Origin of the sequence: Megamonas rupellensis DSM 19944, from assembly GCF_000378365.1 — a bacterium.
In the GTDB taxonomy this organism is placed as follows: Bacteria; Bacillota; Negativicutes; order Selenomonadales; family Selenomonadaceae; genus Megamonas; species Megamonas funiformis.
Genome location: NZ_KB899578.1, coordinates 39,523 through 64,118 on the forward strand (window position 1 = coordinate 39,523; position 24,596 = coordinate 64,118).

27 protein-coding genes are annotated in these 24,596 nt (G+C 32.4%); 22 read left to right on the forward strand and 5 right to left on the reverse strand.

Annotation, left to right across the window (positions count from 1 at the left end):
• The first annotated feature begins 63 nt into the window (after nt 1-63).
• The 8 genes from F553_RS0106355 to pyrR all read left to right on the forward strand — a co-directional run bounded on the left by F553_RS0106355 (nt 64) and on the right by pyrR (nt 6,687).
• The gene (locus F553_RS0106355) at nt 64-1,791 is read left to right on the forward strand and encodes a TIGR03960 family B12-binding radical SAM protein (protein WP_018999448.1); all 1,728 of its coding nucleotides are present in this window, start codon (nt 64-66) and stop codon (nt 1,789-1,791) included.
• A gap of 52 nt (nt 1,792-1,843) precedes the next feature.
• Nucleotides 1,844-2,662: a peptidoglycan editing factor PgeF gene (pgeF, locus tag F553_RS0106360; RefSeq protein ID WP_018999449.1), complete on the forward strand. Its 819-nt coding sequence runs from the start codon at nt 1,844-1,846 to the stop codon at nt 2,660-2,662.
• 83 nt (nt 2,663-2,745) lie between these two features.
• Nucleotides 2,746-3,435 carry a YggS family pyridoxal phosphate-dependent enzyme gene (locus tag F553_RS0106365; RefSeq protein ID WP_018999450.1) on the forward strand — a complete coding sequence of 230 codons (690 nt, stop codon included), beginning with the start codon at nt 2,746-2,748 and terminating at the stop codon, nt 3,433-3,435.
• Between the two features lie 15 nt (nt 3,436-3,450).
• Nucleotides 3,451-3,894, forward strand: coding sequence for a cell division protein SepF (locus F553_RS0106370; RefSeq protein ID WP_008537214.1), 444 nt, complete (start codon nt 3,451-3,453; stop codon nt 3,892-3,894).
• A 24-nt stretch (nt 3,895-3,918) separates the two neighbouring features.
• Nucleotides 3,919-4,704: a YlmH family RNA-binding protein gene (locus F553_RS0106375; protein ID WP_008537213.1), complete on the forward strand. Its 786-nt coding sequence runs from the start codon at nt 3,919-3,921 to the stop codon at nt 4,702-4,704.
• A gap of 17 nt (nt 4,705-4,721) precedes the next feature.
• On the forward strand, nt 4,722-5,174 hold the full coding sequence (lspA, locus tag F553_RS0106380; protein ID WP_018999451.1) for a signal peptidase II: 453 nt from the start codon (nt 4,722-4,724) through the stop codon (nt 5,172-5,174).
• Entirely contained in the window at nt 5,171-6,085 is a 915-nt protein-coding gene (locus tag F553_RS0106385; RefSeq protein WP_018999452.1) for an RluA family pseudouridine synthase, read from the forward strand. The genes lspA and F553_RS0106385 overlap by 4 nt, the downstream gene beginning before the upstream one ends.
• A 53-nt stretch (nt 6,086-6,138) precedes the next feature.
• Nucleotides 6,139-6,687 carry a bifunctional pyr operon transcriptional regulator/uracil phosphoribosyltransferase PyrR gene (gene pyrR, locus F553_RS0106390; protein ID WP_008537209.1) on the forward strand — a complete coding sequence of 183 codons (549 nt, stop codon included), beginning with the start codon at nt 6,139-6,141 and terminating at the stop codon, nt 6,685-6,687.
• A 50-nt stretch (nt 6,688-6,737) separates the two neighbouring features.
• On the opposite strand, the gene sigH is transcribed toward pyrR, so the two are convergent.
• The gene (sigH, locus tag F553_RS0106395; protein ID WP_008537208.1) at nt 6,738-7,457 is read right to left on the reverse strand and encodes an RNA polymerase sporulation sigma factor SigH; all 720 of its coding nucleotides are present in this window, start codon (nt 7,455-7,457) and stop codon (nt 6,738-6,740) included.
• Between the two features lie 330 nt (nt 7,458-7,787).
• On the opposite strand from sigH, the gene F553_RS0106400 reads away from it, so the two are divergent.
• The 13 genes from F553_RS0106400 (at nt 7,788) to F553_RS0106460 (ending at nt 18,709) form a co-directional block, all read left to right on the forward strand.
• Complete coding sequence (locus F553_RS0106400) at nt 7,788-8,354, forward strand: Maf family protein (RefSeq protein ID WP_018999453.1); 567 nt, start codon at nt 7,788-7,790, stop codon at nt 8,352-8,354.
• Complete coding sequence (radC, locus tag F553_RS0106405; protein ID WP_008537206.1) at nt 8,351-9,040, forward strand: RadC family protein; 690 nt, start codon at nt 8,351-8,353, stop codon at nt 9,038-9,040. Before F553_RS0106400 ends, radC begins: the two co-directional genes overlap by 4 nt.
• Nucleotides 9,041-9,081: 41 nt before the next feature.
• Nucleotides 9,082-10,125: a rod shape-determining protein gene (locus tag F553_RS0106410; RefSeq protein ID WP_008537205.1), complete on the forward strand. Its 1,044-nt coding sequence runs from the start codon at nt 9,082-9,084 to the stop codon at nt 10,123-10,125.
• Nucleotides 10,125-11,042: a rod shape-determining protein MreC gene (gene mreC / locus F553_RS0106415; RefSeq protein WP_018999454.1), complete on the forward strand. Its 918-nt coding sequence runs from the start codon at nt 10,125-10,127 to the stop codon at nt 11,040-11,042. The genes F553_RS0106410 and mreC overlap by 1 nt, the downstream gene beginning before the upstream one ends.
• Nucleotides 11,039-11,545, forward strand: a complete 507-nt coding sequence (mreD, locus tag F553_RS0106420) for a rod shape-determining protein MreD (RefSeq protein ID WP_008537203.1) — start codon at nt 11,039-11,041, stop codon at nt 11,543-11,545. The genes mreC and mreD overlap by 4 nt, the downstream gene beginning before the upstream one ends.
• A gap of 185 nt (nt 11,546-11,730) precedes the next feature.
• Entirely contained in the window at nt 11,731-13,533 is a 1,803-nt protein-coding gene (gene mrdA, locus F553_RS0106425) for a penicillin-binding protein 2 (RefSeq protein ID WP_018999455.1), read from the forward strand.
• Between the two features lie 20 nt (nt 13,534-13,553).
• The gene (locus tag F553_RS0106430; protein WP_018999456.1) at nt 13,554-14,177 is read left to right on the forward strand and encodes a septum site-determining protein MinC; all 624 of its coding nucleotides are present in this window, start codon (nt 13,554-13,556) and stop codon (nt 14,175-14,177) included.
• A gap of 78 nt (nt 14,178-14,255) precedes the next feature.
• A complete protein-coding gene (gene minD, locus F553_RS0106435) occupies nt 14,256-15,059 on the forward strand; it encodes a septum site-determining protein MinD (protein WP_008537200.1) in 804 nt (267 codons plus the stop codon).
• 19 nt (nt 15,060-15,078) lie between these two features.
• Complete coding sequence (gene minE / locus F553_RS0106440; protein WP_008537198.1) at nt 15,079-15,351, forward strand: cell division topological specificity factor MinE; 273 nt, start codon at nt 15,079-15,081, stop codon at nt 15,349-15,351.
• A gap of 174 nt (nt 15,352-15,525) precedes the next feature.
• Nucleotides 15,526-16,512 carry a lysylphosphatidylglycerol synthase transmembrane domain-containing protein gene (locus F553_RS0106445; protein ID WP_008537197.1) on the forward strand — a complete coding sequence of 329 codons (987 nt, stop codon included), beginning with the start codon at nt 15,526-15,528 and terminating at the stop codon, nt 16,510-16,512.
• Between the two features lie 38 nt (nt 16,513-16,550).
• Nucleotides 16,551-17,555: a Holliday junction branch migration DNA helicase RuvB gene (gene ruvB / locus F553_RS0106450; protein ID WP_008537196.1), complete on the forward strand. Its 1,005-nt coding sequence runs from the start codon at nt 16,551-16,553 to the stop codon at nt 17,553-17,555.
• A 26-nt stretch (nt 17,556-17,581) separates the two neighbouring features.
• Complete coding sequence (locus F553_RS0106455) at nt 17,582-18,196, forward strand: epoxyqueuosine reductase QueH (RefSeq protein ID WP_008537195.1); 615 nt, start codon at nt 17,582-17,584, stop codon at nt 18,194-18,196.
• Nucleotides 18,197-18,211: 15 nt separating this feature from the next.
• Nucleotides 18,212-18,709, forward strand: coding sequence for a GNAT family N-acetyltransferase (locus F553_RS0106460; protein WP_008537194.1), 498 nt, complete (start codon nt 18,212-18,214; stop codon nt 18,707-18,709).
• Nucleotides 18,710-18,760: 51 nt separating this feature from the next.
• Here the strand turns inward: F553_RS0106460 and F553_RS0106465 are convergent, their stop codons facing one another.
• The 3 genes from F553_RS0106465 to F553_RS0106475 all read right to left on the reverse strand — a co-directional run bounded on the left by F553_RS0106465 (nt 18,761) and on the right by F553_RS0106475 (nt 22,271).
• Nucleotides 18,761-19,939 carry an MFS transporter gene (locus F553_RS0106465; RefSeq protein WP_018999457.1) on the reverse strand — a complete coding sequence of 393 codons (1,179 nt, stop codon included), beginning with the start codon at nt 19,937-19,939 and terminating at the stop codon, nt 18,761-18,763.
• Nucleotides 19,940-19,982: 43 nt separating this feature from the next.
• Nucleotides 19,983-21,014: an alpha/beta hydrolase gene (locus F553_RS0106470; protein ID WP_018999458.1), complete on the reverse strand. Its 1,032-nt coding sequence runs from the start codon at nt 21,012-21,014 to the stop codon at nt 19,983-19,985.
• Nucleotides 21,015-21,176: 162 nt separating this feature from the next.
• Nucleotides 21,177-22,271, reverse strand: coding sequence for an alpha/beta hydrolase (locus F553_RS0106475; RefSeq protein WP_244263940.1), 1,095 nt, complete (start codon nt 22,269-22,271; stop codon nt 21,177-21,179).
• A 187-nt stretch (nt 22,272-22,458) separates the two neighbouring features.
• Here F553_RS0106475 and F553_RS0106480 point away from each other — a divergent pair, with 187 nt between their 5' ends.
• Nucleotides 22,459-23,343, forward strand: a complete 885-nt coding sequence (locus F553_RS0106480; protein WP_018999460.1) for a LysR family transcriptional regulator — start codon at nt 22,459-22,461, stop codon at nt 23,341-23,343.
• Between the two features lie 1,034 nt (nt 23,344-24,377).
• Here the strand turns inward: F553_RS0106480 and F553_RS0106485 are convergent.
• On the reverse strand, nt 24,378-24,596 hold a 219-nt coding region (locus F553_RS0106485), incomplete at its 5' end, for an IS3 family transposase (RefSeq protein ID WP_018999373.1).

A 24,596-nucleotide genomic window follows, 5' to 3' on the forward strand; every position in this document is an offset into this window, starting at 1 on the left:
GTGAGCTTTTTTCTTATTTATTATCATAAATTTAACTATAAGATAAAGGAGAATACGCCCACTTTGAATTGGAAATTAAAACAACAATTACAAGAAATGCTCAAACAAGAACAAGGATATAAAATCTTTCCTGGTGGCTTTCGCAAACGATTTGCCCTAGCTTATCCAAATTCTTATTTTGTTGGTATGTCTAATCTAGGTTTTCATATAATTTATGACCAAATAAACAACCGCAATGACAGTGCTTGTGAACGTTTCTTTTTGCCTGATAAAAATTTAATAGATGATTATACACGCACTCATACTCCGCTTATGAGTATGGAAACACAAACACCACTCCATGATTTTGCTTTAATTGGCTTTGCTATTTCTTTTGAAATGGACTATTTCAATATTTTACAAATGCTCTCTTTAGGTAAAGTAAAATTATTAGCTAACGAACGCACAGAAAAAGACCCAATTGTCATCGCTGGTGGCCCTTGTGCTACATTTAATCCTGAACCACTCTCATTATTTATCGATGCTTTCATCATTGGCGAAGGCGAAGAAACTATCAATAATTTTTTAGATGTATATAATGATCCATCTAATGAAAATTTATCCCGCAAAGAATTATTATTTAAACTTGCTCAAGTGCCAGGTGTCTATGTACCTTGTTTTTATGACCATATATATGATGAAAATAATAAACTTTCCGCCATCAAAACAAATGATACGGTTCCTCAAAAAGTCTCTCGTCAATGGATAAGAGATTTAGATGCTTATGATGGTAAAACTGTCATCACCACAGAAAATACGGAATTCAACTTATTTCTAATCGAAACATCTCGTGGCTGTGGTCGTCATTGTCGTTTTTGCATGGCAGGATATTGCTTTAGAAAACCTCGCCATCGCAGTTTAGATAAATTATTATCATATTTACCACAGGCAAAAAATCTGAATAAAAAAGTAGGTCTAATGGGCCCTGCAATATCTGATTATCCGCAAATCAATGAACTTTGCTCACATATTCGCAGTCAAGATATGCCTATGTCTGTTGCTTCTTTTCGTGCTGACTCTGTAACCCAAGAATTAGTAGATGCTCTTGCTCAAAGTGGACAAAGAACATTGACGCTAGCACCTGAAGCAGGCAGTGAAAAAATCCGCCATATCATCAACAAAGGCATCGAAGAAGAACATCTCTTTAAATCCATCTCTATGGGTATAAATGCTGGCGTTAAAAATTACCGCTTATATATCATGGTAGGTCTTCCTAATGAAGATGAAAATGATATTAAAGCCATTGTTGATATGACTATTCGCTTAAAACAATATATGGAAAAACTTGGTTCTAAAGGCACTTTAACCTTAAGTATCAATCCATTTATCGCTAAACCATGCACGCCATTCCAATGGAGTGCTATGGCAGATTTAAAACAAACGGAAAAATATTTTAAATATATAAAATCTGAACTAAAAAAATATAAAAATATCGAAGTTCAATTTGAATCCACCAAAGAATCATTTATCCAAGGCATATTAGCTAGAGGAGATAGAAAAATTTCTCAAGTAATTTATGAAGCTCATTTAAATGGCGGTAGCAAAGCATTTAAACGTGCCTTAAAAACTTTCAAAATCAATGCTGATGATTATTTATATCGCAATTTTGACAAAGAAGAATTACTTCCTTGGGATAGCTTAGATATGGGCTTTACTAAAGATTATTTATGGAAAGAATTGCAAACAGCACTTCAAGAAAAACACACTATACAATGTTTTGATGGTTGCAAGCGCTGTGGTGTCTGCAAATAATCCATATCTATTATCTTTTATCCTTTATATGTATATTTAGGAGTTGATATTTTTGTTCAAATTAATTCACGCTCAAAATAATTTATGGTATGGACAATTTTCTATTTTTCCTCAAGATAAAGTAATTCATGCCATATCTACTAGATTTAATGGTCATAGTAAAGCACCATTTGATAGCTTAAATTTAGCTCTTCATGTAAATGATAATCCAGATGATGTCATCGCCAATCGCCAATTATTTTGTGAAGGTTTAAATTTAGATAGTCATAAAATGACTACTTGTAAGCAAGTTCATGGCAATAAAGTTGCTTGTATTACTGAAGAAAATATCGGTAGTGGTGCTATTTCTTTTGCAAATTCCATTGATGATACAGATGCTCTAATCACCAATCTAAAAAATGTACCACTCACTTTGTTTTTTGCAGATTGCACACCTATTATGATTTATGACCCTAAAAACAATGCTATTGGCGTAGCTCATGGTGGTTGGCGTGGCACTGTAGGCGAAATTGCCAAACATACAGTAGCAGAAATGACTAAACATTATCACACTAATCCTAGTGATTGCCTAGCTTCCATAGGTCCATCTATAGGAGCATGTTGTTATGAAATAGGTGATGAGGTAGTTGCAAAATTTAATGAAGTCTTCCAAAATGATAGCGATAAAATCTTGCATTTTAATCAAGATAGTAAAAAATATCATTTAGACCTTTGGCAAGCAAATGCTATTATCTTACAAAGAGCAGGAGTTTTAGCTGATAATATTGATATGGCTAATACTTGCACAGCTTGTAACAAAGATGTATTTTTCTCTTATCGTGCAGATAATGGCAAAACAGGTAGAATAGCTTCCATTATTTCACTTAGATAAATAATTTTACCTAAACTATGGATAATTTTCATAAATTATTATATTATTAAATAGATTATAAGATTTTCAGGGGATGAATTTCTATGATTAAAGAAAATTTAAAAACTGTTCAAGAACATATTAAAGAAAGTATAGCAAAAAGACATAATGCTGCTAGTGAAGATGTTTTATTAGTAGCAGTAACTAAAAATCATGATGTAGCTTCTATGCAAGAAGCTATTGATGCTGGTGCTAATGTAATCGGTGAAAATCGAGTACAAGAAGCCTTGCAAAAACATGAAACTTTAAATCGTGATGTAACATGGCATTTAATTGGTCATTTACAAACTAATAAAGCTAAATATGCTGTAAAACTATTTGATATGATTGAATCAGTAGATAGTATCAAATTAGCTGAAGCTCTAAATAAAGAAGCACAAAAAATTGACAAAGTTCAACAAGTATTAGTACAAGTTAATTTAGTCAAAGAAGCTTCAAAAACTGGGGTTTATTTAGAGGAATTAGACGAGCTTTTAGCGAAAATTGATATATTAAGCAATTTAAAACTTATGGGGCTAATGTTTATTGCACCAAAAGTAGATAATTTAGAAGATGTTCGTCCTATGTTTGCTCAAATGTTTAAACTCTTTAAACAAGTTCAAGCTAAAACATTTGCTACATCAGAAATAAAATATCTATCTATGGGCATGACACATGATTACCAAATAGCTATTGAAGAAGGTGCTAATATCGTTCGTGTTGGCACAGGTATCTTCGGCCCACGTCAATATTAAGGAGAAATATATATTATGAAAATTGTCGACAAAATCCGCAATAAGATGGGACAAAATCCTGAATCTGAAGAGTATATTGAAGAAGTAGATAACACTGATGATAGTGATTTACAAGCAACAACTTATCAAAATCCTGATAATGTTGTAGATTTTAAAAATAAAGCTAAAAACAACCAATTAAAAGTAATGGTAATTGAACCAGTTTCTTTTGACGATGCTCAGCAAGTAGCTGACCATATTCGCAACCACAAACCAGTTGTAGTAAACTTTGAAAACACTAGTAGCGATATTGCTAAACGCATTATTGATTTTATCAGTGGTACTACTTACGCTTTATCCGGCGATATCAAAAAAGTTGGTAAAAATGTATTTATGTGTGCCCCAAATAATGTTAGTGTTAACTTTACTGAAGAATTGAAAAAACCATCTTCTTCAACAACTATGCCTTGGGAAGAATAAACAAAAAGGATTGATTTTTTTATAATGGCAGACCGTGAAAAGATTATTCGCTTTTATAAAGGAACTGAAGGCGAAGAAATTGTTATAAAATTAATAGACGCAGTAGAAGCTGTAAACAAAACAAGAAAATTCCGTGCTACAGATTTTCTTGACCCTTATGGCTGTGAAATAGCTGAAACTGTAGTTGCTCACTATGATGGTATATCTGTTGATTTCTTTGGCGGATATATCGGTGCAGAAAGACAATGTGCCAACTTTGTACATGAAGATTTTATGGGAAAACCTTCTTATAATATCTCTGTTGTCAAAGCTACATGGAACGATAAATTCTATCGTCTTTCTCATCGTGATGTTTTAGGTGCTCTCATGGGACTTGGCATCAAACGTGAGCAAATTGGTGATTTATTGATAACTTTAGGTATGGTAAAAATTATTTGCACTACTAAAATGGCTGATTTCATCTTACAAAATTTAACACAAATCGGTTCAGCTAAAGTTAGTTGTGAATTAGATAACCTTGAAACTATCGCTCCTCGTGAAGAACGTTGCAAAGAAATAACTTCCACTGTAGCCTCTTTACGTATTGATTCTATCGCAGCTTCTGGATTTGGAGCTTCTCGCAGTAAAATGTCTTCTATGATCGATGCTGAAAAACTCAAATTAAATTGGCAAACTGTGAAAAGTGCCTCCCAAATGGTAAAACAAGGTGATATCATTTCCATTCGTGGACGTGGTCGCCTAGAAGTAGCTGAAGTTCGTGGAACTACAAAAAAAGGACGTACTGTTGTTTTATTAAAACGTTATCTTTAAAAATGGGAGACTTATTTGTGTTTTTTTTATCCTCTTTTGTTATTTTAATCATCGTCTTAGACCAATTAATCAAATATTTAGTTGTAAACAATATGTTTTTAGGTGAGTCCATTCCTGTTATTCCTCATTTATTGCATCTCACTTATATTTTAAATCCAGGTGCAGCTTTTGGTATTTTAGAAAATCAGCGTTTCTTTTTTATCCTTATCGCTGTAATTTTGATATTCGCTATCGTTTATTTTTATTCTAAAATCATAAAACTAAATAAATTATTTCAGTTAGGTATAGCTATGCTTTTCAGTGGCGCTATCGGCAATATGATTGACCGTATATTCATCGGTAAAGTAGTCGATTATATCGATTTTCGCATTTGGCCTATTTTCAATCTTGCCGATATTGCTATTGTTTGTGGCTGTATCATCATCATTTACGAACTATTATTTATTACAGATAAAGGAACAAACTCATGATAAAAACATATACAATCTCTGATGAAATAGGCACTAGATTAGATGTTTTTCTTGCCGGTCAAGAAGATAATCCATCTCGTGCTAGTATTCAAAAAATGATTACTGATGGTGCTATAACTGTCAACAATGAAGTAAAACGTGCTAATTATAAATTAAAAGCTAATGACCAAATCACTATGGTATTTGAACCACCTACAGAAATAGAAGTAAAACCAGAAAACATTCCGCTTGATATTCTTTATGAAGATAACGATATTATCGTCATCAATAAAGCTCGTGGTATGGTAGTTCATCCTGCCGCTGGAGTCTATAGTGGAACTTTAGTAAATGCTTTACTTTATCATTGTCATGATGAATTATCCGGTATCAATGGCAAAATTCGCCCTGGTATTGTTCATCGCCTAGATAAAGACACTTCCGGCGTCATGGTCGTTGCCAAAAATGATTTTGCTCATAATGACTTAGCCTTACAGATAGGCAGTAAAACAGCTATTAAAGAATATGTAGCTTTAGTTCATGGTAATATTACCGAAGAAAAAGGTATTATCAATGGTAATATCGGTCGCCACCCTATTGACCGTAAAAAAATGGCAGTTGTAACAAATGGTGGAAAACCAGCAACTACTGTTTTTCATGTACTAGAACGCTATAAAAATTATACTTTCGTACAATGTCGATTATTGACAGGTAGAACACATCAAATTCGTGTTCACATGGCATATATTGGACACCCACTTATCGGTGACCCTAAATATTGCAATAGTAAAAATAAATTCAATATCGAAGGACAAGCACTTCATTCTTTAAATTTAAAAATCATTCACCCACGCACAAAAGAAGAAATGACTTTTACTGCACCAATTCCTGAAGATATGGAAAACTTATTAAAATATTTTCGTCAAACCATTTAAACTTTTATCTAAATCATCAATATCATGAAGTTTATTTAAGGATGTGATTAATAATGGCTAAACTAATTGAAAAAACTGTTGTCATGGACGGTAAAGCCATCGAACGTGCTTTGACTCGTATAGCACATGAAATAATCGAAAAAAATAAAGGCACTAAAGATGTCATCATTGTTGGCATTAGAAAACGTGGTGTGCCTTTAGCTGAAAGATTATCATCTATTATCGAAAATATCGAAGGTGTTCATATTCCTATCGGTGTTTTAGATATCACTTTATATCGTGATGACTTAGCTCATATGTCTTATCAGCCACTAATTCAAGAAACTCATATTGATGAAGATATCACTAATAAAACTCTTGTCTTAGTAGATGATGTTTTATACACAGGTAGAACTATCCGTGCTGCCTTAGATGCTCTAATTGATTTAGGCAGACCTAAAAAAATTCAATTAGCTGTTTTAATCGACAGAGGACATCGTGAATTACCTATTCGTGCTGACTATGTAGGTAAAAATGTTCCTACTGCTACAAAAGAAGCTATTGCAGTAAAATTAACTGATACTGACGATTGCGATAAAGTTTTCATTGGCGAATACATTTAAAAAAAGCTGTAATTTTTAAGCATAAAAACTTAAAAATTACAGCTTTTTAATTAATACATATCTCTTAAATATTTACCTACAGAACCAAAATCACTCATACTGCCTTTTATGTCTATGTTACCATGACCGTCTACATATTTTTCTAGTTTTCTCTTTACTCTTTGTAGCGCATTATCAATTGATTTTACATGTCTATGTAATTCTACAGCAATTTCTTGATAAGATTTACCATCAAGATATGCAATTAAGACTTTCCATTCTAAATCACTTAATAATTTTTCCATCTTATCTTCAATATCTAAGAATTCTTCACGATGAATCATCATCTCTTCAGGGTCAATAACAACAGAGCCAGAAATTATATCTAGCAGGGTACGGTCTGATTCTTCATCATAAATTGGTTTATTTAGCGATACATATGAATTTAATGGTATATGTTTTTGTCTTGTAGCTGTCTTTACTGCCGTTATAATCTGTCGTGTAATACACATTTCGGCAAATGCTCTAAATGAAGATAATTTATCACTGCGAAAATCTCGGACACCTTTATATAGTCCTATCATTCCTTCTTGAATGATATCTTCTCTATCAGCACCAATTAAAAAATATGCTCTTGCCTTTACTCTAACTAAATTGCGATATTTTTTTATGATATAATCTAGTGCGACATCATCATGCTTTTCTTTTATCTGCATTACAATTTCTTCATCAGTCATTTTATCTAGACATTTAATTTTTTCTTCTAATTCTTTACTATTATTTATCTCCATCGCACTATCTCCTCTGTGAAAATAACAACGATTTCCAAAATTTGCAAGTTATATTCAGAATTATACCATTGAGGTCGTGTTTCAGTCAAGCCAATATTATAGATAATCAGAATATTTATACAGTTTAATTTTAATATTATGCAAAATTAAAATTTAGTAAAATTAGATGAAAAGCTTTATGTTCTCTGCTATAATGAACTTAACCATTCATAATATGCTATTTTTTATTTTTATATAAATCCTAATACAATAGTTATCTTATATCGTATGATTAGTATTCATATGTAAAAGCATATTAATAAACAAAATTACTTATAGAAGGGATTTTTTATGTTAATCTTAGCTTCATCTTCACCGCGTCGTAAAGAGTTATTAGCACAAATCGGTTGCAAATTCGTTTGTCGTCCTAGCAGTTGTGAAGAACTCACTTTTCGCGATGAACCCAATCCACAAAAATTAGTCATGCAAAATGCTATTTTAAAAGCAAAAGCCAGCGTTGATAACCATCATAAAGATGAAATAATTTTAGGTTCCGACACTGTAGTTGCCTTAGACAACAAAATTTATGGTAAACCTAAAGATGATAATGATGCTTTTTGCATGCTCAAAAATCTTTCAGGAAAAACACATCAAGTTTGCACTGGTATCGCATTGATAAAAAATGGAAAAATATTTTCTGATGTTTGCACTACTGATGTTACCATGAAAAATTTATCTGATGAGGAAATTTTAAATTATATTAAAACAAAAGAACCACAAGATAAAGCAGGAGCTTATGCTATTCAAGGATTAGCTTCTATTTTTATTGAAAAAATCAATGGCTGTTATTTTAATGTAGTAGGTTTACCTTTAAATTGTTTATATAATTTATGTAAAAAAGCTGATGTTGATTTATGAGCACAAGTATCAAAGATTTACCTGATGAAGAACGACCCCGCGAAAAACTTTTAACTCTTGGAGCTAAAGCTTTAAGCAATGTTGAATTATTAGCTATATTATTACATTCTGGTACACGAAAAAAATCTGTATTTGAATTATCTCAAGAAATTCTAGCTAAATACAAAGAAGATGGCTTGGCTTCTCTTGTGAATTCTTCACCAAAAGAATTGATTTCCATAAAAGGTTTAGGGCTTGCTAAAGTTACTACGCTGTTAGCTGCTATTGAATTAGGTTTGCGTCTAGCAAAAAAACCTTCTGCACAAAAATTGGCGATAAAAAGACCTTTAGATGTAGTAAATTATGTAATGCCTAGACTTCGCTATGAGAAAAAAGAACACTTTGCCATTTTACTTTTAGATACTAAAAATCAAATCATTGCTTTTCCAGATATTTCTATAGGAAGCTTAAATGCTTCTATAGTTCACCCTCGTGAAGTTTTTCGCTGTGCTATCAATCATTTTGCTTCATCTATGATACTTGTACACAATCACCCTAGTGGCGATCCTAGCCCAAGTATGGAAGATATTCATATAACAAAAAAGCTAATAGCAGGCAGTAAAATACTTGATATAGAAATTTTAGATCATATTATTGTTGGAGATAATAAATTTACTAGCTTAAAACAACAAGGTATGATAAAATAAGTAGTCAGATTGTTATAAAATTGAAGGGAGAATGTTTTAACATGAAGTGGAATTTATTTGGTGGTTTTTCCCAAGATATCGGTATCGATTTAGGAACAGCCAATACCCTTGTGCATTTAAAAGGAAAAGGTATTGTGCTTAGAGAACCATCTGTTGTTGCTATTAGAAAGGATACAGGAGCAGTTCTTGCTGTTGGTTCTGATGCCAAAGGCATGATTGGTCGTACTCCAGGCAATATCGTAGCTATTCGCCCAATGAAAGATGGCGTAATTGCTGATTTTGAAGTTACTCAAGCAATGTTAAAATACTTTATCAATAAAGCTAGAAATGGTTCTTCCTTTAGCAAACCACGTGTTGTTGTAGGTGTACCATCTGGTGTAACTGAAGTAGAAAAACGTGCTGTTATAGATGCTGCTATTCAAGCAGGTGCTAGAGAAGCATATTTAATTGAAGAACCTATGGCTGCTGCTATTGGTGCTGGTCTACCTGTTGAAGAAGCTACTGGAAGTATGGTAGTTGATATCGGTGGTGGTACTACAGAAATCGCTGTTATATCCCTTGGTGGTATTGTTACAAGCTGTTCTCTTCGTGTTGCTGGTGACGCTTTAGACACTGCTATCATTCAATATATAAAACGTAAATACAGCCTCATGATTGGTGAACGTACTGCTGAAGAAATCAAAATGTCTATCGGTAATGCTATGGTTAGTGATGACATGGAAAAAGATTTTGAAATCCGTGGTCGTGACCTCGTTAGTGGCTTGCCAAAAACATTAAAAATTCATGCTGAAGAAATCACTGAAGCTTTGAAAGAACCAGTTAAGAAAATTGTTGATGTTGTAAAAGTAACACTTGAAAGAACACCACCTGAACTTGCTGCTGATATCTTAGACCGTGGTATCATGCTAACTGGTGGCGGTGCGTTATTACACAATTTAGATAAATTACTTTCTCAAGAAACAGGTATGCCTGTAATCATTGCTGAAGACCCATTATCTTGTGTTGGTGAAGGTACTGGTAAATCTTTAGAAAATATCAATCTCTTAAACAATGTAATTATTAGTGATAAGAAGTTGAATAAATAATGAAATCACCCTCTAAACGTTCATTAATCGTCTTATTTATCATTATAAGCATAATTTGTATTCTCTTTTTTGCTGCTATTGGTAGATTTAATGCACCACTTGCTAATTCTATTGTTGTAAACGTTTTAGCACCATTTCAATCTGTTACTAGCGCAGTTTCAAGTAAATGTAATGATTTCCGTAACTATCTTTATGATGTATTTTATGTTTACGACCAAAATAGAGAATTAAAAGCTCAAAACGATGATTTAAAACTCAAGGTTGCTCGTACAGCTGAGCTTGAAGCAGAAAATGCTAATCTGCGTCAATTATTAAATTATAAAAAAGCTAATTTGCAATTTGATTTATTACCTGCCAACGTTATTGGTCGTGATAGTGCTACTTGGAGCAGTCATATCATTATCAATCGTGGTACAGATGATGGTGTACAAAAAAATATGACTGTCATTACTCCTGATGGTCTTGTAGGTAATATTCATGAAGCTTATGCTTCTTATTCTGAAGTTGAACTTATTACTGACCCTCGCTCTGCTGTTGGTTCTATTGTTCAACGTGCTGATTCTCGAGTAGCTGGTATAGTCAAAGGTTCTGCTGATTCCAATTCAGCAATCAATATGACTAATATCCCACAAAACGCTAATATCGTAGAAGGCGATACTATCATCACTTCTGGTTTTGGTGGTATCTATCCAAAAGGAATTCCTATCGGCTCTGTAGCTGCTATAAAAAATGATTCTGGTGGATTATTACAATATGCAACTTTATATCCTTGTGTAGATTTTCAAAAACTTGAAAATGTTGCTGTTATCATTAACCATCGTGAAGTAGCTCAACCTGCTGCAACTCCAGCTCCTACAGCACCAGCTCAAGCAAATGCTCAAACTCCAGCTCAACCTACTACAGGTGATACAAAATGAAAACAGTAATACCATGTTTTTTATTAATATTCATTGCCTATATTCTACAATCATCTGTTTTTAACATTATTGCTTATGATGGAATTTCTGTAGATTTAATCTTATTATTAGTTATTTTCTTTAGCATTATTTATGATAAATATGCTATTTTATATGGATTTTGTGCAGGATTATTTCAAGATTTAGCTTCTGGTACATTCCTTGGTATCCATACTCTAAGTCTTGTTATCATCTGTATCTTAATCCATAAGATATCTCAACTAATCTACAAAGAAAATATATTTTTACCTATTGTAGCTAGTGTATTTTCTACTTTTTTAAATTATTTTATCATTGCTTTATTCATCTTTTTATTAGGTTATAGTTATAATATCTGGCTTGTCATAAACAATATGATTATCGCTCTTATCTATAATCTAGTATTTGCTTATCCTGTATATTTTATCGTTGTTAAAATCGACGCTAAACTTCAATATTGGATAAAAAGATCTGAACAATTCTAACCTTAGGTTAGAAATTAATTTTAGAGTGATGAATAGCTCACAATCATAAATAATTTATAAAAAATCTAAAAGAGTATGATATAATTATATTAACTTTTAGGTAAGCATATTTTTATATCTATACGATATTAAATGACTTTAAGACACCTAAGGGTGTCTTAATTTATTATAGGAGTAAATTAAAGTTGAAATTTCTTGATAAACGTTTAAAAATTTTAGCTGCTATTGTAACACTTATAGTTGTTGCACTCATTAGCCGATTAGTTTATTTACAAATCTATCAAGGCGAATATTTTTCTAAATTAGCAGATGGTAACCGCATTCGTCTTGTTTCCACATCTGCACCTCGAGGCATTATCTATGACCGCAATGGTGTACAATTAGTAAATAATCGACCTGCTTTTACTGTAGAATTATTGCCATCTTTAGAGCCTGTATCTCCTGAAGTAGTGGCTCGCTTGGCTACTTTATTAAATATCAGTGTTGATGAAATAAATGAAAAAATTTCCCATCATTCTGGTTTTGACCCTGTTACCTTAAAAATAGATGTACCACCTGAAATAGTAACTATCATTGAAGAACAACAAGATTTATATCCAGGTGTATTTATCGATACAAAACCAGTCCGTAACTATATCTATAAATATGAAGGAGCTCATGCTCTCGGTTACGTAAGTGAAATCAGCGATAGTGAACTTGAAGACAAGAAAAAAGCTGGTGATGATTCCTATAAATTAGGTGATATCATTGGTAAATTCGGTCTTGAAAAATACTATGATAAATATCTTCGTGGTATTCCTGGTGGTGAACAGGTTGAAGTTGACGTTACCGGTCGTCCTGTTCAACGTCTAGGCATGAAAAATCCTGTAAGTGGTGCAAGTCTTACTTTGACTATTGACCACAATCTTCAAGAAGCTACAGAAAAAGCCATGGACGAAGTAATGTCTGGCATCAATGCGCAGGCTGCTGCTGCTGTAGTATTAAATCCTCAAACTGGCGAAGTATTAGCTATGGTTAGTCGTCCAACTTATGACCCAAATTTATTTGCTCTTGGTATTTCCACTAAAGACTGGAATGCTATAAATAATAATCCACATTATCCTCTTGATAATAAAGCTGTAACTGGTGAATATCCTCCTGGTTCCACTTTCAAAATCATCACAGGTACTGCTGCTTTAATGGAAAAAGTAGTAACTCCTGATGAATTGATTTTTGACTCTGGTCAGCACTGGATAATTCCAAAAACAAATGCTGATGGTGAAGCTTTAGGTTATATCAATTTTGAACAAGCCTTAGCTCATTCTGATAACGTTTATTTCTACGAAATGGGTAACCGTTTAGGCATTGATAGATTAGCAAAATGGGCTCGTATCTTTGGTATTGGTGAAAAAACAGGTATAGACTTACCATATGAAGCTGTAGGTAATGTCGCTTGCCCTGAATACAAACGTAAGGTATTTGATGAAGATTGGTATCTTGCTGAAACATTTGACGCTTCTATAGGTCAAGGGTTCACACTTGCTACACCATTACAAATGGCTTTAGTTATGAGTGAAGCTGCTAATGGTGGTAAAAAATATCGTCCATATTTAGTAAAAGATATCATTGCTCCAGATGGTACGGTAATCAAACATTTTGATCCAGTAGTTGAACGTGATTTAAATATTGATCCATCTGTTATTAGTCTTGTTCAAGAAGGTCTACATGAAGTTAGTACTGTCGGTACAGCAGCTGCCATGTTTAAAGACTTCCCTGTGCCAATTGCTGGTAAAACAGGTACTGCCGAAAACTCTCATGGTCGTGAACATGGTTGGTTTGTAGCCTACGGTCCATTTGATAATCCTAATATTGCTGTAGCTGTTATCGTAGAAAATGCAGGTTATGGTGCTACTTCTGCCGTACCTATTGGATATAAAATTCTAAGTGCTGCTTTTGGTTTAGATAAGCCAAAAACTTCAGAAAATCAACCAGCTCCTGCACAACAATAATAATAAAATGAAGTGATTATATGAATGAATTAATAACGTTTAAAGGTTCTAATGATGGCTTAATTTTAGTCATAACAAAAAAAGCTAATTTCAATCAAATTAAAGAAGCATTAAGTAAAAAATTAGCTTCTTGTTCCAATTTTTTTGAAGCTAATACTACTATATTGCTCAAAGATGATAAATTCTCTCAAGAAGAGCAAAATATATTAGCTGATATCTTAAAACAATATCAATTAAATTTAAAAATTGTAGCTGTTGATAAAACAGCTACAAACCAACATTGTTCAGCACAAAATCCGCCATTAATCATCAAACGCACTGTGCGTGGAGGCGAAGAAATTTTTTCTAAAGGCTCTATCGTCATCGAAGGAAATGTCAATCCTGGTGCTAAAATCATAGCTGGTGGAAATATTGATATTCATGGTCATTGTCGTGGCATTGTCTATGCTGGAGCCTATGGCGATATTAATTCTTATATAATTGCTGATAAATTATCGCCACTGCAAATACGCATAGCACATTTAATTGCTAGAGCACCAGATAATAGTGAAAACATTACTGATAATAAAAAATCATCAACTCCTGAAAAAGCTATTATCTGTGATAATACCATTATCCTAGAGCCATTCAATCGAGAAAATTAATTTGCACAAAGTATATAATTGTAAAGAGAGGTGCTTTTCTGTTTGTCTTGTAGTGCAAAAAGGCAACAGTAATCTTATATGACCCAAACTAATACAAATTGTAAAATCATTGTTATTACTTCTGGTAAAGGTGGTGTAGGCAAAACTACTACTACAGCCAATATAGGTGCTGGTCTTGCCATGAAAGGATATAAAGTCGCACTTATTGATACAGATACAGGGCTTCGCAATCTTGACTTATTATTAGGTTTAGAAAATCGCATTATGTATGATTTAGTAGATGTAACATCTGGTAAAATTCCTTACAAAAAAGCCCTTGTTCGCCATAAAAAATATGAGACATTATTTTTATTGCCTACATCTCAGACAAAAGATAAACTCGCCGTATCTCCTGAACAAGTTGTCGCTTTATGTTCAGAAATGAGTGCAGATTTTGATTTCATCTTGATTGACTGCCCTGCTGGTATTGAACAAGGTTTCAAAACAGCTGTAGCCGCTGCTGATATCGCTTTAGTTGTTACTATGCCTGAAATCTCTGCTGTTCGTGATGCCGATAAAATTATTGGTGAATTGAACCGTGCTGATAAAGAAAATATCTTATTAATCGTCAACAGAATTCGTCCTGATATGGTAGCTAAAGGTGAAATGCTAGACCTTGATGATATCAACGATATCTTAGCTATAAAATGTATTGGTCAAATTCCAGATGATGAAATGGTCGTATCTTCTACTAACCGTGGTGAACCTGTAATCGCTAATACAAAATCTCAAGCTGGTATAGCTTATCAAAATATCACTAGACGTCTTTGTGGTGAAGATGTTCCATTTATGACTTTCCGTACTAAAGAGTCTTTCTTTGATAGATTAAAAAAATTATTTTAATTAAGGAGAGCATAATATTATGTTTGAGGTTGTAATGAAATTATTAAATAGAAATCAAAAAACATCTAAAGAAATTGCTAAAGATAGATTAAAAGTCGTATTAATTCATGACCGTGCTAATATTTCTCCTGAAGTTATGCAAGCTTTAAAAAACGATATAATTGAGGTAATTTCTCATTACATGGATATAAATAAAAATGAAATGGAAATTTCACTAGAAAATGATGATAATTCCGTTGCATTATTAGCTAATATCCCTGTAAATCGCATCAAAAATCAAGCTAAAAGATAAATTATAGGCAAGCATTTATTTTTAATAAGTGCTTGTCCTTTTATTTTTTACTCAAGATTTACTATTTATTTATTAGATTAGTATTTATTGCTTTGCTTTACACTTCATCTAAAAAAATGGTACAATATAACATAATGATTATCAAATTATCCCATATTAATGAGGTTTATATTAATGAACAAATTCCATAAAAGACTTTGTGTCTTAATTTTTTTCGTATCTGTGATTTCTGCTGGAGTCATCTATTTCACAGTGGATATTAATACTTTATCTAGTTTGACACAGTTCAATCCTCTAGCAATAATCGCAGCTTTGATTTCCATTAGCTTTGGTTTATTTTTAGATGGTTTAAGACTTGTCCAGTTAGTTAATATCTCCAACGAAAAAATCTCATTTTCACAAGCATTACATGTAGTATTTGGCAATTATTTCTTAGCACTGCTAACACCTGGTTTCAGCGGTGGTGCAATTGCTCAAGTACTCTTTTTACGTCATGCTGAAATACCTGTCGGAAAAGCCACTATAATTGTCATTGTCCGCACAATTTTATCCATTATGTTTTTAATCATGTGCATGCCGTTTATCTTCATGCACGATGCAGGCATAATTCCATGGATTTCTGATGAAACCTTAATGATTATCTCTAGTTTGGCTTTTTTAGTCATTTTGATGTTGATTTGGTGTTTCAAGCATAATTACTTAGATTATCTAGTAATTAAATTTGTTCGTCGACTTTCTTATAAAAAAGCAAAAGCATTTCTTTCTTTTTATCGAGATAATAAATTAGCTATAAAACTTTTATTAGCTTCACCTTTAAAAATGCTTAAAGTCTATATTACGTCGGGCTTAAGTTTACTTTTTATCTATGCTATCGTACCAATTTTAATGTTTAGTTTAACTGATGATTTTGATGGTGTCTTAGCCATGGGACGTATGATAATTTTAAATATCTTACTTTACTTTTCTCCAACGCCAGGAGGTTCTGGTATCGCTGAAGGTGGCTTTATATTATTGTTTAACTCTATGTTACCAGAAGGTACTGTCGGTATTGTAGCTGTTACATGGCGCTTAATCGCTGAATATATACCTTTCCTCATTGGTTTTTACTATACAATTAAAGTCTTTGGTCGAGATTTTTTAAATAAACCACTTATAAAATAATCTTTTAAAATTTTATTTATGGAGGCAAATTTTATTTAATGGAAGACTTTAATGAACGCATAGTTTCTGGTGGCGAGATGGATATTGATAATTGGCAGTATTCCCTACGCCCTAAGAAATTGCAAGAATATATAGGACAAGATAAAGTCAAAGATAATTTATCTATTTTCATTCAAGCAGCTTTAAATCGCAATGAAGCTCTTGACCATGTACTTTTATACGGACCTCCTGGACTCGGCAAAACTACACTTGCCAATATTATCGCTAATGAAATGGGAGTAAACTTCCGTGTAACTTCTGGGCCAGCTATTGAACGCTCTGGCGATTTAGCAGCACTACTTACGAATCTCACCGAAAAAGATGTATTATTCATTGATGAAATTCACCGTCTTTCTCATAGCGTAGAAGAAGTTTTATATTCCGCTATGGAAGATTTTGCCTTGGATATCATCATCGGTAAAGGGCCAAGCGCTCGCTCTATTCGTCTTGATATTGCGCCATTTACACTCATTGGAGCGACTACTAAAGCTGGTGCCTTAGCCTCTCCACTACGTGATCGCTTTGGTGTTATTTCTCGCCTAGAATATTACACACCTGAATCATTAGTTTTTATTATCAAGCGCTCCGCTGAAATCTTAAATATACCTATCGAAGATAGAGGAGCTTTGGAAATCGCGCGTCGCTCTCGTGGAACACCTCGAGTAGCTAATCGCCTTTTAAAACGAGTTCGTGATTTCGCCCAAATAAAAGGCGACGGTATCATCACTGATGAAATCGCAGATACGGCTCTAGCTATGCTTGAAATTGACAAGATGGGGCTTGACCATATCGACCGCAATATTTTACTCACTATGATTAATAAATTCGGCGGTGGCCCTGTCGGTCTTGAAACATTAGCTGCAGCAGTAAGCGAAGAAACAGATACTATCGGTGATGTTTATGAGCCTTATTTACTTCAATTAGGCTTTATCAATCGCACTCCTAGAGGACGAGTTGTTACCAAACTTGGTTATGAACATCTTGGTTTAACAAAAACGGAATAATTTATATTTATTTAGGGAGTTTATAAATGAATATATTACTTCATATGTGTTGTGGTCCATGCGCTTGTTATCCAGTGCCAAAACTTCGCTCAGAAGGTCATGATATTACAGGATATTTTTTCAATCCTAATATTCACCCTTATAAAGAATTTAAGCACCGTTTAACAACTGCACAAGAATATGCACAAAAAGTTGATTTAAAACTTATCGTAGATACAAATTATCAATTACGAGATTTTTTACAACGTGCTTTAACTATCGAAAAAAATACAGATGGTCTTAATTTAGATAATCGACGCTGCCGTATGTGTTATGCTTGGCGACTTCATCAAACAGCAATCTATGCTAAAGAAAATAATTTTGATGCATTCTCATCAACTTTATTTGTCAGTCCTTATCAAAACCATGAAATGATGAAAGATGTCGCTCAAAAAATTTCTCAAGCGGTAGGTATTCCTTTCTTCTATGAAGATTTTCGACCAGGATTTGCTGAAGGAACACAAACAAGCATTGATTTAGAATTATATCGTCAACCTTATTGTGGTTGTATCTTCAGTGAAGAAGAACGTTATTCCAATTCTTTCAAGAAAAAACGCAAAAAAAAATTAAAAGCTCTCTTTAATGAGCAAAATAATAAATGATGTGATGGGGTTTTTATGATATCTATTACTACTGCAACAGCTGATGATTTAATAACTCTTGCAGATATTGAGCAAATATGTTTTTCATCCCAAGAAAGTGCTAGTTTAAATACTTTAAAATCCAGATTTGATGTATTTCCTAATCATTTCTTAGTAGCCAAAATTCATAAACATGATGACAATGAAATTATAGGTTTTGTCAATGGTATGGTAACTGATGAAGAAACTATTACTGATGAAATGTATACAAATGCTAAACTTCATCAACCTCAAGGAAAGTATCAAACAATCTTTGGTATTGATGTATTGCCATCTTATCAACATTTAGGCATTGCAACTAAATTAATGAAAAATCTTATTGAAAAGGCTCAAAAAGAAAAACGCACTGGAATTATTTTATGTTGTAAACATCAACTTATTCCATTTTATGAACAATTTGGATTTCAAAATTTAGGTATTTCTAAATCTACACATGGTGGCGTTGTCTGGTATGACATGCTCCTAAATATATAAAAAATCCTCTATAGTTAGTGATGAATAATTCATTTAACTATAGAGGATTTTTTATACTGCTTTATTTACTTTTAACATTTTTTCCTTTGGTGATTTTTTTATTCCCGCAAAGAAGAAACCTATACTCAATACAGTGAATAAAATACCACCTAAAACTACATTATTTATGCCAAATTCATCAATGAAAATACCACATACAAAAGCTGCTATACAAGTACCTACATTTGTAGCTACTAAAAATAAAGCATTAGCAAAATCAGGTACATTAGATGCTACTCTTGTTATCCAATACTGATTAATATTTGCAGCACAGCCCACAAGTATTCCCCAGATTAAAACTATACCCATGATTACAAAACCCATATTGCCTAAAAATAGCATTACTAAAAATAATACTGTCAATAAAAATGGATATATCCCTACAAATGAAAGTGGTCTTTGGCTTAATAGTCTACCAGCAATAACATTACCTAAAATATTCGCTAAACCAAAAATCAAAAGTGTAATGCTCACAAATTCTGTGGATAATAACGATACTCTTTCTAAATAGTCGGCTAAATAACTATATACACCAAAATTTGCACCATTTAATAAAATTACAGCTATCAAAGCCCACCATAAATTAATATCTTTTAAAATTTTGAGCTGAGAACCATAAGACATTTTTTCTTTAACTGGCATAGATGGCACATATATTATTGTCAATGCTAAAGCGATTAAATTCACCAAAGCAAAAGCAAGCATAGCTATTTCTAAAGAAAATAAATTTGCAATATAACTCATAACTGGTACACCAAGTACCATACCAGCCGAAACACCAACCATTACTTTTGCTACTGCCTTAGGTGCTTCTTTTTCTGATACAGATGAAGAAGCTATCGCAAAGGATAATGAAACATATACAGGGTGTAAAAATGCAGGCACTACTCTTGCCACCAATACAAGCCAAAAACTTCCTGCAAAAGCAGATATCACATTACAGATAAAAAAAGTTCCCAAAGATATTATCATAATCGTTTTGCGATTATATTTGGATAATAATAAAGGTAATATCGGGCCAGATACAGCTACTGCTAAAGCAAATAAGCTAACTAATAAACCCGCCACAGATATTTCTATATTATAAGTACTTGCAACTATTGGCAATATACCAATGACACCCATTTCCGTATTTAAGATACTAAATACGCCTATAGTCAAAATAAATACGATTAAATTATTTTTAGTCATAATTTCGCTCCTAAATACATCTTGAAAATATCAATAAATTATTTTATTTATTCAAAGCTTTATTTAAAACTTTTACATATTCATTGACTACATCTTTTGCATATTGTGTATCAGGTGCAATCACTTCAAAAGCATGATACGCTCCTGGATAAACATGTAATTCTGCTGACACACCTGCTTGAGCTAATCTTGCCATATAATTTATCGTATCATCTCTAAATGGGTCTAAATTACCTACACAAGAATATGCTGGTGGCAAACCTGTCAAATCTTTTGCTCTAGCTGGAGCCATATAATAAGACACTTCATCTGTTCCTGCTAAATCACCAATATAAGCATGCCATGCGTATTTATTAGCTACATTATTCCAAATTCGCAAATCTATATTTTCTTGACTTGCTGGTGTCTGAAATCTATCGTCAATCATTGGATAAAGAGGCATTTGAAAAGCTAATTTATATTCGCCTTTATCCCTAGCCATTAAAGCAGTAGCTGCACATAATCCGCCACCTGCACTAGCACCAGCTACAGCAATTCTATCCTTATCTACACCTAATTTATCTGCATTTTTAAATAAATAACCTAAAGCTGTATAACAGTCATTTAAACTAGCTGGATATTTATTTTCAGGCGCTAATCTATAATCTACAGCTACAACTACTGCACCCACTTCATTAGCAAAGCGAATACTTTGCATTTCATCTTGTTCAGGCACACCAAATAAATATCCACCACCATGTATCCATAAAATACCAGCTAAATTATCTTGTTTATTCACTGGCTTATAAATGCGCAAACGTAAATCCTTATCACTATCAGGATTTTCTACATATACATCATATACATTTACATTTTCATCTTTTGGCAAATCCTTAGAACCAACTAAATTATTGAATAAATCCTTATATCCTTGCACACCAGTTTTAGCAAAATCCATCTCGCTACTTTGTTTTAATGCTGGTAATAATTCTTTATCTGTTCTTGCTTCTGTATCTGATATATCTTTTGCCAGTGCACTAACAGACATCATCAAAATTAAATAACAGCATAATATTATTTTCATACATAATTTCATCTTTTATCGCTCCCTTTTATCTATATTATTTTTGATTAAAAATTACTTCCAATTTCACTTACCAATAAAAAAGAGAAGTAATACTACTTCTCTTTCTCACTAACAAATACTACATTAAATACTTAATTACTTTATAATTCTTTTAAATAAATTTTTTATTTCTTATAAATTATCTTTAAAAAACTCTGTTAGTTTTGCAAATGGAATTACATCTGTTCTATCATATAAATCCACATGACCTGCATTCGGCACAATATATAATTCTTTTGGCTCTTCTGCTAATTTATAAGCATCTTCACTAAATTCTTTAGAATGAGCATCTTCGCCAGCGATAAATAACAATGGTCTTGGAGAAATTGTTTCGATATCATTGAATGGATAGAAATTCATGAATTTCACATTACTTGTAAGTGTTGGGTGTGTTGTTGTATTTGCACTATATCCTCTTGTAGTACGATAAAAATCATAAAATTCTTTTTCAATATCAGAAGGATTTTCACTCAATTTATCAGCTGTACCACTTGTATATTTGCGTTCTTGCCCTAAAAATTCACTATAACGCTGATTAGACGCTTCTTTGATGATTTCTTTTCTCTGTTCTACGCTTTGGCTATGACCTAAAGCACTTCTAGTAGCTGTACCCATATCATACATACTAACAGTAGCTATAGCTTTTAAACGAGAATCAATTTTTGCTTCGCTGATAGCAAAACTACCACTACCACAGATACCAATAACACCAATTCTATCTTTATCCACAAAATCACGTGTACCTAAATAATCAACTGCTGCACTGAAATCTTCTGCATAAATATCAGGAGATACGCTATTTCTTGGTAGACCTTCACTTTCTCCCCAGAAAGATAAATCCATAGCTAAAGTTACAAAACCTTGTTCTGCCATTTTTGTAGCATATAAATTTGCCGATTGTTCTTTCACCGCTCCCATAGGGTGCCCTACGATAATAGCTGGAGCTTTTTCATTCTGCGCTAAATTTTTAGGTACGAATAAATTGCCCACAACTGTCATATTATATTGATTTTTAAATTCAACTTTTTGCATATTTACTTTATCACTTTGATAAAAATTATCTGCACCTCTTGACATATCTGGTTTATAATTTTTATCGAAGGCACTTTTTGGTGCTTGCAAATTATCACTTGCTGATACCATATTCATATTTATGCACCCCATTGTCCCTAGTGCCAAACACATGGTAATTGCTCTAACTATTTTTAAATTTTTCTTAAAGTTCATCACTAACCCACCTTTATATTTACTCTCTTTTTTTAGATTAATAAATAATTTTTTCTTTGCTTTCATTATAATTTACCATTTCTACTATATCAAATACTTATATTTAATAGTCAACTATACTTTTTAAGCATAATAAAATATAATATAATTCATCTATATTTTTTAATACTAAAATCTGGAGGTTTTTATGGATATACGTGTTTTAAAATATTTTGTAACTGTAGTTGAAGAAGAAAATATTTTAAAAGCTTCTCAAGTTTTGCATATAACACAGCCCACTTTATCTCGCCAATTAATGGATTTAGAAAAAGAACTAAATTGTAAATTATTTATCCGCTCCAATCGCAAAATTACTTTGACTTCCGAAGGTCTATTTTTATATAACAAAGCCAAAGAAATAATTTTATTACAAGCAAAAACGATTAATGCTCTGAAAAATTCTCATGAAATCGTCAGTGGTAATATATATATCGGCTGTGCAGAAACAAATGCTTTTAAATTTCTAGCCAAAACTATGACTAAAATAAAAAAAACACATAAAGATATACATTATCATATCTTTAGTGGCAATGCTGATACTGTAATCGAACAACTAGATAAAGGTATCTTAGATTTTGGCTTATTGATTGATGCCCATGATAAACAAAAATATAATTTTATCACCTTGCCTGTAAAAGACATTTGGGGACTATTGATGTTAAAAAATTCTCCTCTTGCCAATAAAGAATATATAACATCTTCTGATATTTTGAATATCCCCTTAATCTGTTCAGGTCAAACAATGGTCAGCAATAAAATAGCAGGCTGGCTCAATCAAAATTTCACTCAATTAAATATAGTTGCTAACTATAACTTAATCTATAACGCCTCTATCATGGTTCAAGAAAATCTAGGCTCTGCCCTTTGTCTTGCTAATCTAGTAAATACAAACGGCACTAATTTATGCTTCAAACCACTATATCCACCACTTGAAGCACAAATTGATTTAGTCTGGAAAAAACATCAAATACTCACCAAACCAGCTCAATTATTTTTACAAAATCTCCAAGAATATCTACCCCACAATAAATAATACGTTACTTTTTCCGCATTATAAAATTTAGCGGTAATCGTAAGATTATTAAAAAATATTATCATTGAGTACGGTTTTTGCTTAACTGTTTGAGCGTAGCGAGTTTTAAGCTTTGTATGAAATGATAATTTTTTTCAAAGCTAAAATTTTATCTGCGGTGGCTTTCTTTAGTTCGTTTCTTTGCCACCAAAGAAATGAATAAATACCCTATTTTATACTTACTTTTCTTTCATGAGCAAGAAAAGTAACAAAAGAACTCTACCTCCCGATACCAATTTTTCTTTGTCAATTATAAAACCATGACTACAACGCTCTAAACTCGCTTCGCTCAAACAGTAGAGCTAAATTCATAGTCATGGTTTTATCCTTGCCAATAGCCTACGGCTACCGCAAAATTTGCTAACGTGAGGGATATTTGGTTATTATTACATTATTTTTCCGCATTATAAAATTTAATAAAGACATAAAAAAAGACAAGCCTTTCACTTGTCTTTATGATACAATACCCTGCGGAGAATAAATTGATGTGTCGGCTCTCTCTTTTGAGGGAGGTGGTAAATATGACCGATTATGAAGTATTATCTTTGATAATTTCTTTTTTAACTCTTGTATTTACTATTCTTTCTTATTTCAATTAATTTTAATATAAAAAAAGAAGCCGTCTCAATGGACAGCCTCTTCTTTCAATCACACAAACTATGCAGAAGAGGGCTGACGTAGCCAACATCAGTTTATTCTCTTCTTTTGCCTATATTATACTATAGCACTAAAACAAAATCAATTTTATAGATTATTTGTTATGCATTATAAAAATTTAACAACAATAAATATAGACTATGATTATATCATAAAATGTTTTGAAATAACAAAATAGCAGATTTCCTTTCAGCATTTGACCGCAAACTCGAAAATCAAAAAACCCATCTAGAAAACTGGAAACAAATATTCGTATGAACATATTACTAAATCAAAATATGTTATAATAAAAAAAGACAAGCTTTAATGATATGCACCCAAAATATTGGACATATTAATTAAGCTACTAATTGAGACTTAGTTCTGTATTCTACAGGACTAAGTCCTTTTAGTTTTATCTTTATCCGTTTTGTATTATAATATTTTATATAAGATTTTAACTCTTTTATAAAATCTTCAACGGATTTGAATTTTTTTAAATAGAATAATTCGCTTTTTAGTAAACCAAAGAAATTTTCTATTACGGCATTATCTAAGCAATTGCCTTTTCGGCTCAT

Excerpts from the sequence above, each read along its gene's own strand:
- sigH (WP_008537208.1), bottom strand. The coding sequence starts at position 7,457 with ATGGAGATAAATAATAGTAAAGAATTAGAAGAAAAAATTAAATGTCTA.
- F553_RS0106370 (WP_008537214.1), top strand. The coding sequence starts at position 3,451 with ATGAAAATTGTCGACAAAATCCGCAATAAGATGGGACAAAATCCTGAA.
- F553_RS0106430 (WP_018999456.1), top strand. The coding sequence starts at position 13,554 with ATGAATGAATTAATAACGTTTAAAGGTTCTAATGATGGCTTAATTTTA.
- F553_RS0106375 (WP_008537213.1), top strand. The coding sequence starts at position 3,919 with ATGGCAGACCGTGAAAAGATTATTCGCTTTTATAAAGGAACTGAAGGC.
- F553_RS0106480 (WP_018999460.1), top strand. The coding sequence starts at position 22,459 with ATGGATATACGTGTTTTAAAATATTTTGTAACTGTAGTTGAAGAAGAA.
- F553_RS0106445 (WP_008537197.1), top strand. The coding sequence starts at position 15,526 with ATGAACAAATTCCATAAAAGACTTTGTGTCTTAATTTTTTTCGTATCT.
- F553_RS0106460 (WP_008537194.1), top strand. The coding sequence starts at position 18,212 with ATGATATCTATTACTACTGCAACAGCTGATGATTTAATAACTCTTGCA.
- mreD (WP_008537203.1), top strand. The coding sequence starts at position 11,039 with ATGAAAACAGTAATACCATGTTTTTTATTAATATTCATTGCCTATATT.
- radC (WP_008537206.1), top strand. The coding sequence starts at position 8,351 with ATGAGCACAAGTATCAAAGATTTACCTGATGAAGAACGACCCCGCGAA.
- F553_RS0106465 (WP_018999457.1), bottom strand. The coding sequence starts at position 19,939 with ATGACTAAAAATAATTTAATCGTATTTATTTTGACTATAGGCGTATTT.
- ruvB (WP_008537196.1), top strand. The coding sequence starts at position 16,551 with ATGGAAGACTTTAATGAACGCATAGTTTCTGGTGGCGAGATGGATATT.
- F553_RS0106410 (WP_008537205.1), top strand. The coding sequence starts at position 9,082 with ATGAAGTGGAATTTATTTGGTGGTTTTTCCCAAGATATCGGTATCGAT.
- pyrR (WP_008537209.1), top strand. The coding sequence starts at position 6,139 with ATGGCTAAACTAATTGAAAAAACTGTTGTCATGGACGGTAAAGCCATC.
- mreC (WP_018999454.1), top strand. The coding sequence starts at position 10,125 with ATGAAATCACCCTCTAAACGTTCATTAATCGTCTTATTTATCATTATA.
- F553_RS0106400 (WP_018999453.1), top strand. The coding sequence starts at position 7,788 with ATGTTAATCTTAGCTTCATCTTCACCGCGTCGTAAAGAGTTATTAGCA.
- F553_RS0106475 (WP_244263940.1), bottom strand. The coding sequence starts at position 22,271 with ATGAACTTTAAGAAAAATTTAAAAATAGTTAGAGCAATTACCATGTGT.
- F553_RS0106365 (WP_018999450.1), top strand. The coding sequence starts at position 2,746 with ATGATTAAAGAAAATTTAAAAACTGTTCAAGAACATATTAAAGAAAGT.
- minD (WP_008537200.1), top strand. The coding sequence starts at position 14,256 with ATGACCCAAACTAATACAAATTGTAAAATCATTGTTATTACTTCTGGT.
- F553_RS0106470 (WP_018999458.1), bottom strand. The coding sequence starts at position 21,014 with ATGAAATTATGTATGAAAATAATATTATGCTGTTATTTAATTTTGATG.
- F553_RS0106385 (WP_018999452.1), top strand. The coding sequence starts at position 5,171 with ATGATAAAAACATATACAATCTCTGATGAAATAGGCACTAGATTAGAT.
- F553_RS0106455 (WP_008537195.1), top strand. The coding sequence starts at position 17,582 with ATGAATATATTACTTCATATGTGTTGTGGTCCATGCGCTTGTTATCCA.
- minE (WP_008537198.1), top strand. The coding sequence starts at position 15,079 with ATGTTTGAGGTTGTAATGAAATTATTAAATAGAAATCAAAAAACATCT.